Annotated in this window: 16 protein-coding genes; 6 read left to right on the top strand and 10 right to left on the bottom strand. The window is 39.3% G+C overall.

Annotated features, from left to right (window positions below; all coding sequences use genetic code 11):
* The first annotated feature begins 3 nt into the window (after positions 1–3).
* Complete coding sequence (locus tag B3394_RS00160) at positions 4–417, top strand: thiol-disulfide oxidoreductase DCC family protein (RefSeq protein ID WP_286911786.1); 414 nt, start codon at positions 4–6, stop codon at positions 415–417.
* A 70-nt stretch (positions 418–487) separates the two neighbouring features.
* Entirely contained in the window at positions 488–631 is a 144-nt protein-coding gene (locus tag B3394_RS00155; RefSeq protein ID WP_177734800.1) for a hypothetical protein, read from the top strand.
* A 42-nt stretch (positions 632–673) separates the two neighbouring features.
* Here B3394_RS00155 and B3394_RS00150 read toward each other — a convergent pair whose 3' ends face one another.
* Both B3394_RS00150 and aroC read right to left on the bottom strand, forming a co-directional pair.
* Positions 674–1,510: a T9SS-dependent choice-of-anchor J family protein gene (locus B3394_RS00150; RefSeq protein WP_177734803.1), complete on the bottom strand. Its 837-nt coding sequence runs from the start codon at positions 1,508–1,510 to the stop codon at positions 674–676.
* Between the two features lie 166 nt (positions 1,511–1,676).
* Complete coding sequence (gene aroC, locus B3394_RS00145) at positions 1,677–2,726, bottom strand: chorismate synthase (RefSeq protein WP_273246356.1); 1,050 nt, start codon at positions 2,724–2,726, stop codon at positions 1,677–1,679.
* 144 nt (positions 2,727–2,870) lie between these two features.
* On the opposite strand from aroC, the gene B3394_RS00140 reads away from it, so the two are divergent.
* From B3394_RS00140 to B3394_RS00130, 3 genes are all read left to right on the top strand, one after another.
* Complete coding sequence (locus tag B3394_RS00140) at positions 2,871–3,701, top strand: UDP-2,3-diacylglucosamine diphosphatase (protein WP_177734807.1); 831 nt, start codon at positions 2,871–2,873, stop codon at positions 3,699–3,701.
* A gap of 44 nt (positions 3,702–3,745) precedes the next feature.
* Positions 3,746–4,540, top strand: a complete 795-nt coding sequence (locus tag B3394_RS00135) for a hypothetical protein (protein ID WP_286911785.1) — start codon at positions 3,746–3,748, stop codon at positions 4,538–4,540.
* Between the two features lie 106 nt (positions 4,541–4,646).
* Positions 4,647–5,141, top strand: coding sequence for a hypothetical protein (locus B3394_RS00130; protein ID WP_177734811.1), 495 nt, complete (start codon positions 4,647–4,649; stop codon positions 5,139–5,141).
* A 34-nt stretch (positions 5,142–5,175) separates the two neighbouring features.
* On the opposite strand, the gene bshA is transcribed toward B3394_RS00130, so the two are convergent.
* The 8 genes from bshA to B3394_RS00090 all read right to left on the bottom strand — a co-directional run bounded on the left by bshA (position 5,176) and on the right by B3394_RS00090 (position 14,724).
* On the bottom strand, positions 5,176–6,309 hold the full coding sequence (gene bshA / locus B3394_RS00125; protein ID WP_177734813.1) for an N-acetyl-alpha-D-glucosaminyl L-malate synthase BshA: 1,134 nt from the start codon (positions 6,307–6,309) through the stop codon (positions 5,176–5,178).
* A gap of 84 nt (positions 6,310–6,393) precedes the next feature.
* Positions 6,394–6,849: a DUF1801 domain-containing protein gene (locus B3394_RS00120; RefSeq protein ID WP_273246358.1), complete on the bottom strand. Its 456-nt coding sequence runs from the start codon at positions 6,847–6,849 to the stop codon at positions 6,394–6,396.
* A gap of 32 nt (positions 6,850–6,881) precedes the next feature.
* Positions 6,882–9,785: a glycoside hydrolase family 3 N-terminal domain-containing protein gene (locus B3394_RS00115; protein ID WP_286911784.1), complete on the bottom strand. Its 2,904-nt coding sequence runs from the start codon at positions 9,783–9,785 to the stop codon at positions 6,882–6,884.
* Positions 9,786–9,867: 82 nt separating this feature from the next.
* A complete protein-coding gene (locus B3394_RS00110) occupies positions 9,868–10,350 on the bottom strand; it encodes an ABC transporter ATPase (protein ID WP_177734819.1) in 483 nt (160 codons plus the stop codon).
* Positions 10,351–10,352: 2 nt separating this feature from the next.
* A complete protein-coding gene (locus B3394_RS00105) occupies positions 10,353–11,144 on the bottom strand; it encodes a (Fe-S)-binding protein (RefSeq protein ID WP_177734821.1) in 792 nt (263 codons plus the stop codon).
* Positions 11,145–11,186: 42 nt separating this feature from the next.
* The gene (locus B3394_RS00100; protein ID WP_286911783.1) at positions 11,187–12,515 is read right to left on the bottom strand and encodes a (Fe-S)-binding protein; all 1,329 of its coding nucleotides are present in this window, start codon (positions 12,513–12,515) and stop codon (positions 11,187–11,189) included.
* 20 nt (positions 12,516–12,535) lie between these two features.
* The gene (locus B3394_RS00095) at positions 12,536–13,504 is read right to left on the bottom strand and encodes an MlaD family protein (protein ID WP_286911782.1); all 969 of its coding nucleotides are present in this window, start codon (positions 13,502–13,504) and stop codon (positions 12,536–12,538) included.
* Between the two features lie 53 nt (positions 13,505–13,557).
* On the bottom strand, positions 13,558–14,724 hold the full coding sequence (locus tag B3394_RS00090; protein WP_177734827.1) for an N-acetylmuramoyl-L-alanine amidase family protein: 1,167 nt from the start codon (positions 14,722–14,724) through the stop codon (positions 13,558–13,560).
* Positions 14,725–14,994: 270 nt separating this feature from the next.
* On the opposite strand from B3394_RS00090, the gene B3394_RS00085 reads away from it, so the two are divergent.
* Complete coding sequence (locus tag B3394_RS00085; RefSeq protein ID WP_394353030.1) at positions 14,995–17,529, top strand: putative LPS assembly protein LptD; 2,535 nt, start codon at positions 14,995–14,997, stop codon at positions 17,527–17,529.
* Positions 17,530–17,542 lie beyond the last annotated feature (13 nt).

Raw genomic sequence — 17,542 nt, 5'->3', positions numbered from 1 at the left:
CGAATGGAAGGTTTACCTAAAGATAAAAAGATTGTGCTTTTTGACGGTTTCTGCAACCTGTGTGACAATTCTGTGCAGTTTATCATCAGGCATGACAAGAATGATGTTTTCCGCTTTCTTCCGCTACAGTCGGAACTGGGACAACAGGTGATCCGGTATATCGGTATTGATACTGCCAAAACCGACAGTATTATTTTATACGAACCGGGAATTGCCTATCATTACAAGGCAGATGCGGCTATTAGTATTGCTAAAACAATAGGTGGCGTATATGCTCTTATGGGCGTGTTTTCACTGGTTCCGAAAGCCATTGCCAATGCCGTTTACGATTATGTTGCCCGAAACCGCTACAAATGGTACGGCAAAAAAGAAAGCTGTATGATGCCTACTCCGGAAATAAAGGCTAAATTCCTGTAAAACTGATAATTATCATTATTTTATCTTTTTTTAAAGTATATATTTGATTGAAACTTAAATCTTATACTTTATGGAAAAACTGGCAATGCCTTTGTATTCCTGGTCAAACGGTGCCTTTATTATGATTGGTATCTTTTCACTGGTTGTATTTTGTCTTATAGGGATTGTATTCTTTATGATGAATACCGATAAAAAGAAAAAAGAACGGGATTAGAAAATTTCTAATCCCGTTCTTACATTCAGAAAAAAAATTAAATTATTTTTTAACGATCTTTTTAGTGCTAACACCTTCGTTAGTCGTGATATTCATAAAATAAACACCTGCGTTTAATTCCGAAACATTTACCTGAGCTTCAGATACCGCATCCAGTTTAACAGCTTTTACAGTTCTGCCATTGATGTCGTTAACCTGAACAGCATTGATTAAAAGATTCGCATTGTTCGTAATCGTAACTACATCATTAGCCGGGTTAGGGAAAACGGATAGTTTAGACGCTAAGAAATCGGCAGTTGAAGCCGTTGCTGTAGCGGTAATCGCAACATTATCGATGCTCAGCAAATTCTTGTCACTATTATTATTTCTCCAGGCAATGTAGATATTCTGTCCGGCAAATTGGGATAGATCTATCGTTTTATTTTGCCAGGTATTCACCTCTGCTGAGATATTATAAACGGTAGTCCCGAAATTTGCAATACTGGTTCCGGTGGTAGAAACATATACGGTATAACCATCTCTGAAAGCAGGATCGGTATCTCCGGATTTCGCATTGAATTTTAATTCAACTACATTATTAGCCGGCACTGCAATTTGCGGCGACACTAACCATCTGTCTGCCTGTCCGGCAGGATTAAACCATGATGTTGTAGAGGCTACTTTATTTCCCGCTTCTGAAGTCCAGGAAACAACAGCCCAGGCATTTGTTCCAAATACTCCCGCATAGGTTCCGTTTGGCGTTAATCCGTCTACATTATGAAGTGTCCATCCCGCTAAAGTGGCATTGTTTTCAAAATTTTCCTGAAAAATAGTAGTTTGTGCATTCGCACTAAATAGCGTTCCAAATAGCAGACCTGCAAAAAGTAATGTTCTTTTCATTAAATATATTTTTAGATTAATAAAAGTAAATTTAACGACTAAAATTTAAGTAAAAAACTACAAATATGTTAATTCGGAAAATCCCTACAGCAACGTTAATACATACAAAAAAACCTTAAGATTAACTTAAGGTTTTGGATAAAAGCTATTTTTTTTACTAATTTTCTTATTTTCTAAGGTAAAAATCCAATAAAACAATGGCTGCCATTGCTTCAACGATAGGTACTGCACGCGGCACCACACACGGATCATGACGTCCTTTCCCCTGCTGTTCGATCAGATTGCCTTTATTATCAAGAACTTCCTGTTTTTGCATAATGGTGGCTACCGGTTTAAAAGCGACCCTGAAATAGATATCCATTCCATTGCTGATACCTCCCTGGATTCCGCCGGAAAGATTGCTCTTTGTTGTCCCGTCAGCATTGTACAGGTCATTGTGTTCGCTTCCTCTCATTTTAGCCCCGCAGAAACCGCTTCCGTATTCAAATCCTTTAACGGCATTAATGGAAAGCATGGCTTTACCCAATTCGGCATGAAGCTTGTCGAAAACCGGTTCTCCCAGGCCAATCGGCACATTCTGGATCACACAGGTAATCGTACCGCCAACGGTATCCCCGTCTTTACGGATTTCTTTAATATAGTCTTCCATTTTCTGAGCCGTTGCCAGATCCGGACAACGCACCGCATTTGATTCCGTTAAGGAAAAATCCAAAGCCTGGTAGGGTTTGTCGATAAAGATATCGCCAACAGAAGAAACAAAAGCATTAATCTTAATTTCCGGCATTGCCTGTTTTGCAACAGCTCCTGCCACTACTCTGCTCACGGTTTCTCTTGCCGAGCTCCTTCCGCCGCCGCGGTAATCTCTTATTCCGTATTTCTGCTCATACACATAATCGGCATGGCTTGGACGGTAAGTATCTTTAATATGTGAATAATCGTCTGATTTCTGGTTGGTATTCGGCACTATAAACCCGATGGAAGTACCTGTTGTTTTTCCTTCAAATATTCCGGATAAAAACTGTACTTCGTCTTCTTCTTTTCGTTGGGTAACAATAGCCGACTGACCGGGTTTTCTTCTTTGCATTTCCTGTTGAATCGCATCAAAATCCAAAGCTATTCCGGCAGGACAGCCATCGATAATACCTCCTAATGCGTCTCCATGTGATTCTCCAAAAGTTGTGATCCTGTATAGTGTTCCAAATGTATTTCCTGCCATGAGTATAATTTTTATACAAAAATAAGGTATTCCGTTAGCTTATCAATAATAAACTTTTCTCAAAAAACTAATAATTATTTAATGTTTCACTAAATATTTAATAACAACAAACCTGTTTATTTGTTAAACTTAAAATTCAATTCATTGAAAAAGAGAATTGTTGATATTGTAGTGATTTCCGATGTGCACTTAGGTACTTATGGTTGTCATGCCAAAGAATTATTGGAATATCTGAATAGTATCAAGCCAAAAATACTAATCTTAAACGGCGATATTATTGACATCTGGCAATTTAGAAAATCTTATTTTCCCAAATCCCATTTAAAGGTTGTCAAAAGGTTACTTGATTTCTCTTCCAAAGGAACCAAAGTTTATTATATTACCGGAAACCATGATGAAATGCTGCGGAAGTTCAGCGATACCACTATGGGGAATTTTTCCATAGTAGACAAACTGGTCTTACCGCTCCATGATAAAAAAGCGTGGATCTTTCACGGTGATATTTTCGACAATTCCGTTCATCATGCCAAATGGATAGCCAAGCTGGGCGGGATTGGCTATGATTATTTAATCCTGCTGAACCGTTTTATCAACTGGTGCCTGATAAAAATGGGCAAAGAGCCGTATTCGTTATCCAAAAAGATAAAAGCCAGCGTAAAAAAAGCCGTGAAGTTTATTTCGGATTTTGAAACCACCGCTACCGATCTGGCCATTGAAAAGAATTACGATTATGTGATCTGCGGACACATACACGAACCCAAGATCGAAGCCAAAGAAAATAAAAAAGGGAAAACGCTTTATTTGAATTCCGGTGACTGGGTTGAAAATTTAACCGCTTTGGAATACAACAAGAAACGATGGAAACTGTATCAGCACACCAAAGAGGCTTTTGCTGATGATGAAGAGGATTATTTCGAGCTGGAAACAAAATTAAGCCAGGAAATCCTTTCTCTAAAAATACTGATGAAAAGTTAATTATTTAACAAATTTTAGTAAATTAGCTAAAACATTTTACTAAAATGAAATTACGATACCTGCCCCTGATTGCTGTTGCATTTCTGGCTTCATGTTCCTCTTCCTCTGAAGGAGAAAGCACTACAGATAACCCGTCGGCTTCCGATTATTTTCCATTGCGAAGCAGTAATTACTGGACCTACGAAATCAACGATGCAAGCGGGAATACTGTAAAAGATTCCTTGTACATTTCTAACGATACCCTTATTGCCAGCACTGCTTATAAGAAGTTTAAAGCAAAAGATTTTCCAACCGGATTTTATTCCAATTCTTTAAACAAAAACGGTGTCCGGAAATCCGGTGACCAGTTACTGGCATCGGGAACCATAGGGATCACTCCGGCCGCACAGCTGCCCATTAATATAAACCTGAGTGATTTTATCATATTTAAAGAAAATGCTGCTCCCAATCAGCTCTTGAGTACGGTTACCGGCGTGATGCAGCAAACCGTTCAGGAATATCCCTTAACAATAGAATATAAGGTTACTTCAAAGGCAGGCAATTCTTTTTCCAACTATATTTCTCCCAACGGAGATCCGTATACCAATGTAAAAGCTGTTAACACAATTGTTAATTTAAAAGTTTCGACTATGGTTTTTGGCATAACTTTTGTAGTACTACCGTCGCAGGACGTTCTTATTTCTACGCAGTATTTTTCAAAAGACATTGGTGTGGTGCATACGAATACCAATTTAAGTTATCAGTTAGCAGCAGGTCTTCCCCCGGGAATCTCTTTACCAATACCGAGTTCGGCGAATCAAACGCAACAGGAATATTTAGACGTTTATCATATTAATTAAAAAGAAAAATCACTCTGTAACTTCATAAAATCGTTTGTTAAAGAATTACAAATGGTTTTATTAAAAACTAACCGCAGAGTGGTATTATTTGTTAAATTATTTATTTATGAAGAAACTATTTTTCTCTGCCTTTATGCTAATCGGATTAGCATTTGGCGCACAAGCTCAGGAAATTTCTAAAAATGCATTAGGTCTGCGTTTAGGAGACAATGATGGTTTTGGTGGAGAAGTATCTTATCAGAGAGGTCTTTCAAAAAACAATCGTCTTGAAGTGGATTTAGGCTGGAGAAACAGCAAGCACACCGATGCTTTCAAACTATCAGGTTTATATCAATGGGTTTGGAACATTGATGGTGGCTTTAACTGGTATGCTGGTGTTGGTGCCGGAGTGGGCAGTTGGAGTTATGAAAACGATTACCATGTTGATGTAAAAGACAGCGGTACTTTCGTTTTTGCAGCCGGTGATATCGGAATTGAGTATGTATTCGATATTCCGTTACAGCTATCATTAGACTTCCGTCCTGAACTTTATTTTAATGATGATTACAGAGGAGACAATTTTGGTCCGGATATCGCATTAGGTATTCGTTACCGTTTCTAAATAAAAAAGTCCCGAATAGTATTCGGGACTTTTTTTATGAAAAATCTTTTACGGCCTTGAGGTATAAATTCTCATACAGCGGTAAAACATTCATGATATCAAATTCTTTGGAAACTTCGAGGGCATTTTTCTTAAACTGCAGTAAGGTTTCGTCATCCGACAATATTTTTACGGCATTTTCAGACATCTGCATAACGTCACCCACATCACTCAGGTAACCGGAGAATCCCTGCTTGTTCACTTCCGGCAATCCTCCCGAATTACTTGAAATAACCGGTACGCCGCAAGCCATGGCTTCCAGAGCAGCTAATCCGAAACTTTCCGTTTCCGACGGCAGTAAGAACAAATCGGAATAGCACAATATCTTATCGATCTCATTACTGTTTCCGAAGAAAATAACCTTATCGGTAATGTTCAGGTCTTCACATAGTTTTTCGGCTACTTCTTTTTCCGGTCCTTCTCCAACCATCATTAGTTTGGAAGGAATCTGTTTCTGAATTTCATTGAAGATTTTCACCACATCCGGAATGCGTTTTACTTTTCGGAAGTTACTGATATGGGTAATGATTTTCTCTTCTTTAGTTGCCATTAAAGAACGATGGCAGGGAGAATTTACATCTATCCTGTTTTTGTCAATTTCAATGAAGTTGGGAATTACCTGAATTTCTTTTTCAATATCAAACAACCGGTAAGTTTCGTCTTTCAGGCTTTGGGAAACCGAAGTTACCACATCCGATTTATTGATACTAAAACTTACAGCAGGCTTATAAAAAGGGTGATTCCCCACTAAAGTAATATCCGTTCCGTGTAAGGTGGTTACCATCGGGATACGGATTCCTTCATCTTCCAGCATTTTTTTAGCCATATAGCCGGCATAGGCATGAGGAATGGCATAATGAACGTGCAGCAATTCAATTTTGTGCAGTTTTACCATATCCACCAGCTTGCTCGACAACGCTAATTCATAAGGCTGGTAATGAAATAAAGGATATTCCGGAACGTGTACTTCGTGATAGTGTATATTGTGATTTAATAAGGCCAGACGAACCGGCTGACTGTAAGTTATAAAGTGTATTTCGTGTCCTCTCCGCGCCAGTTCCAGGCCCAGCTCTGTAGCCACTACTCCACTACCTCCAAAGGTTGGATAACATACTATAGCAATTTTCATTTTTTAATTTTAAAAGTGAAACTAAAGTACAGTAAAAAAGTAAGGTAAAACCGATTTTTAGATAAAATTAACGAAATAAAAAGGTTATCGTTTTAAGACTTTCTCATAGCCTGAAATCCATTCGGCAACCGTCATTTTTGTAAAAAGTTCCGCCAGTAAATCATACGGAATTGCCTCCATCTTTTTAAAACGGATACAGCTTTTCCCCATATCCAGTTTTGTTTTAACATGTTTGGGATATTCGGCCACAAACCAATCCAGCAGGTTTTTATCCATATACATCCCCATGTGGTACACCGCAATAAAGTTCTTTTGGGAAGCAATACTCAAAAACGGCAAAGCCTGTTTGGGATCACAATGATAACCGTTCGGGTAGATACTATGCGGAACCACATAGGTTACCATACCATAGCTCATGGTTTCTTCAAAACCTTCCGGAAGATTTTCTTTGGTAATTTTTCGCAATGTATTCATTGCTGCTTTCCGGTCGTCCGGTAAGGCATCAAAATACGCGTCTGCTGTTGTTGCTTTAGATTGCATAAAACTTGTTTTTAGAACGGAAATCGGATTGCTTAATCGGTTATCGCTTCATAAATCACTTTCTGAATATCTTCTCTTATATTCTCTTTGGAAAGTTTGTTTACCGTACTTTCCGGGAATGTTCTGTTTGAAAGGAAAACATATACAATTTCCTTATCCGGATCGGCCCATGCCATGGTTCCGGTAAATCCGGTATGCCCGAAACTGGTCATCGATACACAGCCACAGGTTGGCCCTTCTTTTCCTAATTGCGGTTTGTCAAATCCTATTCCTCTTCTATTTCCTTCTTTGCAAAAAGCACAGTTATTAAAATCGTCAAAGGTTTTTTCAGAGAAATACTGATGGTTTCCGTAGTTTCCTTTTTGAAGGTACATCTGCATCATTTTGGCCACATCAACCGCATTGGCAAACAATCCGGCATGTCCGGCTACACCATCCTGCATTGCCGCACCCATATCGTGAACATAGCCCTGAACTTTGGTGTAACGGTAGTATTTGTCAATCTCTGTTGGCGGAATAATATCCATATCCATTTTTCGCAACGGGTTATAGGTCATAGTGCTTGCTCCCAACGGTTTGTAGAAAGCGGCATCACTTAGCACATCCAATGTTTTATGGGTGGTTTTCTCCAAATAATCTTTAAGCAGGATAAACGAAAAGTCACTGTATTTGTATTCTTTTTTCGGCAACAATTTGCTCATCGCAATTCGTTTGATGATCGTGTCCGAATAGTCTTTTCTCAAATACAGGTTTTCATCAACCTGAAGCGGAAATTCCGGGGAATACGTCAAACGGTAATATTTTTTGGAAGGGCGTTTGGTGCTGTCCAGCGTACTCTGATAAAAAGGAATCCATGCCTGAAAACGAGCCTGGTGCGTCAGCATGTCTTTTAAAGTGATGTTCTTTTTATCGGTATCGGCAAAAACCGGCAGCATTGTTCCCAGTTTAGCATCCATTTCCAGTTTTTTCTTATCGTACAACTGCATAACGTTAGGCAATGTCGACAATATTTTCGTTAATGAAGCCAGATCATAGACATCCTGATTCGTTACCTTATCGGTGTTTTTATAGTCGCGGTATCCAAACGATTTCTGATAGAAAATTTTTCCTTTTCTGGCTACTACTATCTGTAATCCCGGTGTCATTTTTCCGTCGATTGCTTTTTGAGCGAGCTTGTCGATCTTAGCCAGGATGTACGGATTCATTCCCACATTTTGCGGTGTTGTAAATCCAAGACGGTTAATTTTGTTGGTTTTCAGTCCGTCGTTAACCTTAAATGCATTGTTAATCGAAACCGGAAGTTTTCCTTTGGCTCCGATTCCGCCAAAAATCACTTCTGCCGCTACCGTCTGCGCAATGTCATTATTCTGATACGCCAGCACTACCCCTTTAAAAACATCAAAACTTTCAATGGACAGCAGTGTATACGGCTTTGCAAAAACGGTCAGGATCACATTATTACTGCCGGCAAACAGGTTTAACAGGGATAGTTCCTTTGGCGTGAAATCATGTTTCTTCCAGGCACCGTCCGCTTTGTGGAATCCGACAATTATTTTGTTGTAGTTTTTTAATTTATCCAGCATTAACGGAACAGAATCCAATGCGATTTCCGTGACCGGCGCATAGGTTCGCAACGTATTCAGGAATGTTTCGTTCTTATCATCACCCAGTTTTATATAGGCGATGTTTTCATTTTCCAGCGCGCCAATCGGCAGTTCATTATCGGCATTTTTTAAAACCGTAATGGCATTTTCATACAGCTGGTAGTTTAAATCGTCAAATTCCGACGCGTTCAAATCGCTAACCAGGTTGTTTAAATCAATCGGTTTGTATTTGTTCAGCCCGATTCTGTATTTGTATTTCAGGATCTTTTTTACCGAATATTCAATACGGTCATCCGATAAAATCGAGTCGTTGTATGCCTGGCAAAATTTTTCGATGGCAACCGGAACGTTTTCTGCAAATAACAAAACGTCGTTTCCGGCTAAAAAAGCTTCCAGATCAATATCGCCCGGCTGTTTGAAATTGCTGGCGCCTTTCATGTTCAGCGCATCGGTAAAAATCAATCCGTCGAAGCCCAGTTCTTTCTTCAGTACGTTTGTTACCACTTCATACGAAATAGAACTCGGATAATTCGGACGCGGTTCCAGGCTCGGCACATTTAAGTGGGCGACCATAACGCTGGAAAGTCCTTCCCTGAATAGTTTTTTATATGGGTAAAATTCAACATCTTCCAGTCGTTCTTTTGTAAAGTTTACGAGCGGCAGGGTGTAATGTGAGTCGTTTTCGGTAGCGCCGTGTCCGGGAAAGTGTTTTCCGGTGGCGTATACATTTTCGCTTTGAATACCTTTCATCAGCGCCAATGCCCGTTTGGTTACATTTTCTTTGTTTTCCCCGAATGAACGGTTACCGATAATAGGGTTACGGGGATTTGTATTGATATCCAGCACCGGTGCAAAATTGAAATGCAGTCCCATACGTTTTGCCTGTATGGCCATTTGCTGTCCCATTTTCTCTATCAGTTTTATATCCTGAATAGCACCCAAGGTCATATTCCACGGATAACGATAGGTAGAGTCCAGACGCATGCTCAATCCCCATTCGGCATCAATACCCATGAACAGCGGTACTTTGGATTTGGATTGGTAAAAGTTCGTCAGTCTTGCCTGACGCACCGGGCCACCCTGAAAAAAGATCAGTCCGCCTACTTTGTAGTCTGTAACGAGTTTTTCAACCGATTTCACATGTGCTGCATCTTTATTGGAATAAGCCGCTACCATGAAAAGTTGTCCCAGTTTTTCTTCAAAAGTCAATTGATTGTAGATACTATCCACCCAGGTTTTCTCACGCTCTTCAGAAAAGTCTGAAACAGGTTTAGGGCTTTGAGCAAAGAGCAACTGACTGCAAAATAATATTAGAAAAACCGAATATCTCATTAACGTATTTTTTAAATAAATAAAATCATCATGCACAAATTGCCGCATGATGATTTTTAATATTAGTATTTTATTTTTTGTTTTAAAAGAAGCGGCTGTGCCAGCTTTCGCTAGCAGGAACTTCCCAAAAATCCTGCCATTCCCCAATGGTATTAACCAGATTATTAAAAACAATAGTGTTTTCGGAAACCGCTTTTTCCTTTGCCATTTTCTTAAACTCGATCAACGGTTTGTGAGCAATATGCTCGCCCAGTTTAAAAGTAACATTCATCTTGTCTAAAAGATCAACGCTGTACTTTTTCTCTAAATCCTGGATGAACTGAACCGAAGCATCAATGGAGCATCCTGTAGCGGATTGTTTTTCCTGATTAACGGCCAGTATAATGAAACGGTTATATCTGGTTACAAAGGAAGCTTCCAGTCCGGTTCCGTGTGCAGCCCAATTGCTGATAAAACCCTCAAGAGAAGCTTCTATTTCGGCAATTTCTTCTTCTGAGAATTTTCGGTTTGCCTGATAAATCCAGATTTTGGATTCTTCCGGCAAGGTATCAAAAGGTACATACATAATTATAAGTCTTTAGCATTAGCAATTAATTCTGCCACGTCCATAACTTTGATTTCGTGTTCTTTTTCTTTAAACTTCACACCATCGGTCATCATTGTATTACAAAACGGGCAACCTGCTGCTATAATTTCAGGCTGGGTTTCAAGAGCATCTTCCGTACGCTCCACATTAATATCTTTGTTTCCTTTTTCAGGTTCTTTAAACATCTGTGCGCCACCGGCTCCGCAACATAGTCCGTTTGCACGGGAACGTTTCATCTCTACCAGTTCGGCATCCAGTTTCCGGATTAATTCACGGGGTGCTTCATAAACATTATTGGCACGTCCTAAATAGCACGGATCGTGGAACGTAATTCTTTTTCCTTTGAATTGTCCTCCTTCAATAGTTAAACGCCCGTCGTCCAGAAGGGATTTTAAAAACTGCGTGTGGTGAACCACTTCATACGTTCCTCCAAGTCCCGGATATTCGTTTTTAATCGTATTGAAGCAATGCGGACAAGCCGTCACGACTTTCTTTACTTCATAGGCATTCATGACTTCGATATTCATCATTGCCTGCATCTGGAACAGGAATTCGTTTCCGGCTCTTTTTGCCGGATCGCCGGTACAGCTTTCTTCCGTACCTAAAACAGCAAAAGGAACATTCGCCTGGTTTAATATCTTTACAAATGCTTTTGTAATTTTTTTAGCTCTATCGTCAAAACTTCCTGAACACCCAACCCAGAAGAGCACTTCCGGCTGTTTGCCTTGGGCCATCATTTCGGCCATTGTAGGAACTACTAAATTTGCTGACATATCTTTTATAATAGTTGCAAAACTTGCAATGTTGTTTTTAAATTAATTTTCGTCTTTCCAGTTCAAACGGTCCATTTGGTTGTACTGCCAAGGCGCTCCGTTGTTTTCGATGTTGGTCATCATACTGTTCAGCTCTGTTGGTGCCGCACTTTGCTCCATCACCAGATATCTTCTCATATCCATAATAATGGAAAGCGGACTGATATTTACCGGGCATTCTTCCACACAGGCATTACAGGACGTACAAGCCCATAATTCTTCTGTAGTGATGTAATCATTCAATAAGGATCTGCCATCCGGTATAAAAACACCTTTATTGGCATCAATATTTTTTCCAACTTCTTCCAGACGATCACGCGTATCCATCATGATCTTTCTTGGTGATAGTTTTTTACCTGTCTGATTTGCCGGACAAGAAGACGTACAACGTCCGCATTCCGTACAGGTATAAGCGTTCATTAGCTGTACCCAGTTTAAATCCTGAACATCACTTGCCCCGAATTTAGAATGCACTGCCGTTTCGTCTGCCGGCGGTGCAGCAAAAGGATCGGCATTTGGGTCCATCATTAATTTTACTTCTTTGGTAACCGATTCCAGGTTGTCAAATTGCCCCTGTGGTTTTAAGTTCGCAAAATAGGTATTGGGGAAAGCCAACAGGATGTGCAAGTGTTTTGAAAAGTACAGGTAGTTCAGAAAGATCAGGATCCCAACGATGTGCAACCACCAGGCCGCTCTTTCGATTACCACTACTGCTCCTTCTGACATTCCGTTGAATATTGGCGCAATAAACTGCGATACCGGGAAAGCTCCCGCCTGACCGTAATGCCCCACTCCCAATGTTTGTAAATGCAGATCGGCCGCATTTAAAACCAGAAATAAAACCATTAAGACGGTTTCAAAATACAGGATGTTGTTTGCATCGCTTTTTGGCCAGCCTTTTAAGTCGTTGCTAATGAATCGCTTTAGCTTAACAATATTTCTTCTGATCCAGAACGTGACAATGGCAACGATTACCAATAATGCCAGTACTTCAAAAGAGCCGATCAGGATGTTATAGAAAACACCCAGAAAGGAGAAAACCCGGTGTGTTCCGAATAATCCGTCAATCAGAATTTCCAGCACTTCAATATTAATGATAATAAAGCCTAAATAAACTACTATATGCAGTGCACCGGCAATAGGTCTTTTAACCATTTTTGATTGTCCTAAAGCAATCATTGCCATGTTTCTCCATCGCTCTTTAGGATTATCATATCGGTCTACATCCTGTCCTAATTTGATATTACGAATCAGTTTTTTTACATTTTTAGCAAAATAACCAATTCCTAATATAAGAATGATGGCAAATAGTATATTGTCTAAATAACTCATATAAATAGTAATTAATGCTATTATTTTTTATCTTCCGAATTAGCCTTTTCTTCTTCAGGGGCTACATAAGGCGCTGCCTTTTTACCAAATAAAGAGAAATGTACATATCGTTTAGGGTTCAACTTCATATCGCCAAGCAACAATTCCAATTGTTTGGAAGCACCTGCCAGGTTTTTATACATGGCTTCGTCTTTTAACAATTTACCCATTGTTCCTTTTCCTGCCTGTAAATCCAGCATGATCTTGTCTACATTTGCCAATGTGGTTTCAAGATTTTTGATTGTTTTTCCAAGGTTTGCTTTAGCCAGTGTATCGGACATTTTTGCAAAGTTGGTCGACACTTTATCAATATTGGTAATGGTATGATCCAGTTTTCCTTTGTTATCGGCTAATAATTTGTCAACATTAGCAGAAGCCGCACTAAAATGGGTCAGCGTTTTGTTTAGCTCCGCTATAGTACTTTTCAGGTTAGCCTGTGTTGCCGGGTCTAAAACGTTGTTTACACTGGTTAGCATTACATCGGCATTTGCCAGAACTTTATCCAGTCTTTCCTGGATGGGTGCTAATTTATCTTCCAGTTTCGCTGTTAATCCCTGTTTTACATCTCCTTGTAAATAATCGCCGGATTGTGCTATGGAAGTATCTTTAAAGTTAGGAATAATAGCAATTTGTTTTCCACCGATGAATCCCGGTTCGTAAATACTGGCAATACTGGATTTTGAAATGGCAAAATCATTTTTAATCTGCATTTCTACCAATAATTTCCCGGTATTTTTCTGAATTTCGATACTGCTGATTTTACCAACCACCAATCCGTTGATCGTAATGGGTGCCGAAGGTGATAATCCTTCCACGTTGTCATATACTACATAAAAATTACGATTGGAATCAAATAGGTTTTTACCTTTTAGAAAACTGTACCCCCATAAACATACTACGATTGAGGTAATGACTAAAATTGCCGTTTTTATTTCTCTTGTTATTTTCAAAATTCAATTATTTAATGAGCAAAATTAAAAATAAATATTTTCAATTACGGGATTTATTTTAAGGCTTCCTGAATAGTGATCTTTTTACCGTCTTTGTAGGCAACAATAAATGCCGACGTAAATCCTTTATCCTTAGCTTGTGCTAAAAGTTCTTTTGCCTCAGAATGCTCCTTGGTTTGTCCGTAAAAATATTTAATAATGTTCTTATCTTCTTCCATGGAAATATTGTTTAGTCCCTTAAAGTTACCGGGTACTAAATCCAATTTCTTTCCGCTGGCAGAGATCTGAACTTTAAAAACCACTCCTTTATTAGAAGCTACCGGTTTTATTTCTTTTTTAATTTCCTTAGTTACTTTAGCAGTGTCTACTTTTGTTTTGGTTTCTCTGGTATCTTTTTCTGCTACTTTAGATGGTGTTGGTTTGTCCTCACGACCAACTGAAACACCCGGTACGAAGTATTCTTTTTTATAGCTCAGGATAGCATCACCAATGGCTTTTGCCAGATCTTCCTGTCCGTTATCCGAACTCAGGTAAGCGCCTTCTTCTTTATTGGACACGAATCCCATTTCGATCAAAACACGCGGCATGTAGATTTTTCGCAATACTAAGAAACCGGCCTGTTTTACACCTCTGCTCTTTCTGCCCAGTCCGTTTTCAAATCCGTCCTGAATACGTGCAGCAAGGTCAATACTCTGTTCGATGTATTCTTCCTGTAAAAGTGTCATTCCAATTAATGATTCCGGAGAATTCGGATCGTAACCGTCATATTTCATCTTATAGTCACTCTCCATCGTCACTACGGCATTCTCTTTTTTCGCAACTTCCAAGTTTGAAGCGTTACGGGTAACCCCCATTACATAGGTTTCCGTTCCGGAAGCTACCGTATTTTTATTGGCATTACAGTGAATTGACACAAAAATATTCGCATCATTTCTGTTTGCGATATTGGCTCTTTCATCCAATTCGATAAATACGTCGGTCTTACGGGTGTAAATAACCTGGATATTCGGGTCTTTCTCTAAGATCTTCCCTACTTTTAAGGCTACATTCAGAGCATTGTTTTTTTCTACAAATCCATGATAGACCGCACCGAAATCATTTCCTCCGTGACCGGGATCCAGAACTACTTTAAATTTCGAGTTATTTTGAGCAAATGCGACCTGAAAAAACAGTATCAAAAATAGTGAGCTTATAAAATTAGTCTTGATGTTCCCTGTCATAGTCTTTGTAATTTATCGATAATGGTTATAATTTTATTAAATGCTTATTTTTGAGAAAAAATATATGTAAGTTTGAACCGTCAAAAATTGAGCCATATTTTTACAAAAATAGTATTAAAACCTTTGCGTACAAACTTATTTCATATCGTTTTATTATCATTTTTTCTGTTTGCCGGAAAACATGAAATCTATTCCCAGGAAATCAAATCCCAAACCAAAAAGATACCTGCTGAAAAACAGAAAGATAGCATTCATTTGGGCACTGAAAGCATGAAAAAACTTTCAGCAGAAACAAAAAATGATTCTGTCAAAAAAAAGAAGTCTTCTCTTGACGGAATTGTGAAGAGAAAAGCGAAAGACTATGAAAAAATTGACCAAAAAAAGAAGCAGTTAACGCTATACAATGAAGCGGAACTTATCTATAAAGACATCGATTTAAAGTCCGGAATTATCGTTTTAGACTATGAAAAAGACGAAGTATATGCCGGACGAATCAAAGATAGTTTAGGAAATTACTCACAATTTCCGGTTTTTAAGCAAGGTCAGAATGTGGTTGAACCGGATTCCATCCGTTTTAATATCAAAACCAAAAAAGCAAAGGTCTGGAATTCCCGGACAGAGCAGCAGGATTTTAGAATCAAGGCTGAAATTTCAAAAAAAGAGAGTGATTCGGTTTATTTCATGAAAAATGCCCGTTTTACAACTTCTAAAAACATTGAAGATCCCGAATATTATTTCCTGGCACGAAAAATCAAGTTCGTACCCGGTAAAAAAGTTGTTGTGGGGTTAACGAATATGGTTATTGCCGATGTTCCAACGCCTATCGGACTTCCTTTCGGTTATTTCCCGATGAGTGAAAAAGCGGCATCCGGTTTTATCATTCCTTCATTCGGAGATACCCGGGACAAAGGTTATTTCCTTCAAAACGGAGGATATTATTTCGCTTTGAGCGATTATTACGATCTGGCAGTTTTAGGAGATTATTATACGAACGGAAGTTATGCCCTGCGTTTTGAAAGCAACTATGCCAAGCGTTATGATTTTAACGGCCGTGTGAACATCCGTTTTGAGAATCAGATCCAGAACGAGCGTGGTTTCCCGAATTACAGCAAGAGGCGGGAGTACAATATCCAATGGTCGCACTCCCAGGATTCCAAAGCAAGTCCCAATTCCCGGTTTTCGGCTTCTGTTAACTTAGGTAGTAGCCAGTATTTCAGAAACTCGCTTAACATGATCAACGTAGGTTCTTCCCTGAACAACAACATGAGTTCCTCAGTTTCCTACTCGCAAACGTTGCAAACGGTTCCTCAGGTAAATTTTTCCGTTACGGCAACCCACTCCCAAAACACCAACACACAGGCAATCGACATGACCCTGCCGACTTTCCAGGCAAGTGTTGACCGTATTTTCCCTTTTGCCAAAAAAGATGAAATCAAAAAAGGTATTTTTAAAAATATCAACTTCCAATATAATTTAAGAGCTGAAAACCGTATTAAAACGACAGATTCCCTGTTTTTTACGTCGCAGATGTTCCGCGATGCCAAATCCGGATTTCAACATAGCATTCCGATTAGTACCAACTTTAAAGTTTTTAAATATTTCAGTGTAACTGCCGGAACAAACTATAGCGAGGTATGGTATTTAAAAACGATCAACAAAGAGTTTGACGCCACACAAAACAAAGTGATCACTAACGATGTAAACGGTTTCGACTCTTACAGAACCTATAATTTCACTTCGAATGTGGGTACCACTATTTACGGTACTTTTAATTTTGGTGACGATAAAAAAATCCAGGCAATACGCCACGTAATGCGTCCGAGCGTATCCTACTCTTATACACCGAGTTTTGAGAAATATTACGATACTTATGCTATTGATGCCACCGGAGCAACACGCCAGGATTATTCCCGATTTGAAAACGGAATATTCGGTGCGCCGGGTAAAAACTATTCCAACAACATTGGTCTTAGCTTAAGTAATACTTTTGAAGCCAAAGTCCGCGATTCCGATCCGGCAAAAACAGAGCCTAAAAAAGTAATGCTGTTAAACAACCTTAACTTCTCGACCAACTATAATATTGCTGCCGATTCACTTGCGTGGTCACCGGTAGTGGTTTCCGGAGGAACACAGTTGTTAAACAATAAAATGAATGTGAATTTCGGAACCACATTGGATATGTATGCCATTGACAATGCCGGAAAACGTATCAACACTTATAACATCGACAATGGTGGTAGCCTGTTCCGTATGACGAGTGCGAACATTACCATTAACTATAGCGTTTCCAGTTCCGATTTCGGACCAAGCAGCGACAAAAACAAAAAAGATAACGATCAAAATGTTATGAACGGCGGGCGTCCGGATGATTTATTTGGCCGTTCTACCGATTTGAGCGATAACCGTCAGAGTTTGTTTAAGGATGATGACGTAGAAAAAAAGGACAATTTTAAAGGGTTTTACCAGCTGGAATTGCCCTGGGATTTACAGTTCGCTTATTCCCTGACCTATGCGAACAACAACCGTGAAAGTCAGATTTCAACCAACTCGTTAATGGTTTCCGGAAACGTAGACCTGACTCCAAAATGGAAAGTGGGTGTTTCTTCCGGATATGACTTTGCCCGAAAAGGGGTTACCTTTACCCAGCTGCGTTTTGAAAGGGATTTATTGAGCTGGCGTATGAGTTTTAACTGGGTTCCTTTCGGAGATTATTCCTATTGGGGCTTCTTTATCGGGATCCGCTCTTCTGTTCTTAGCGATATTAAATGGGATAAACGTAGTGTTCCGGATCGTCGTTTACGATAAAAATTTACCTAAC

It is taken from the genome of Flavobacterium sp. UBA4197, from assembly GCF_002379575.1.
GTDB classification, from domain to species: domain Bacteria; phylum Bacteroidota; class Bacteroidia; order Flavobacteriales; family Flavobacteriaceae; genus Flavobacterium; species Flavobacterium inviolabile.
This window is presented reverse-complemented; position numbering and strand designations above follow the sequence as displayed.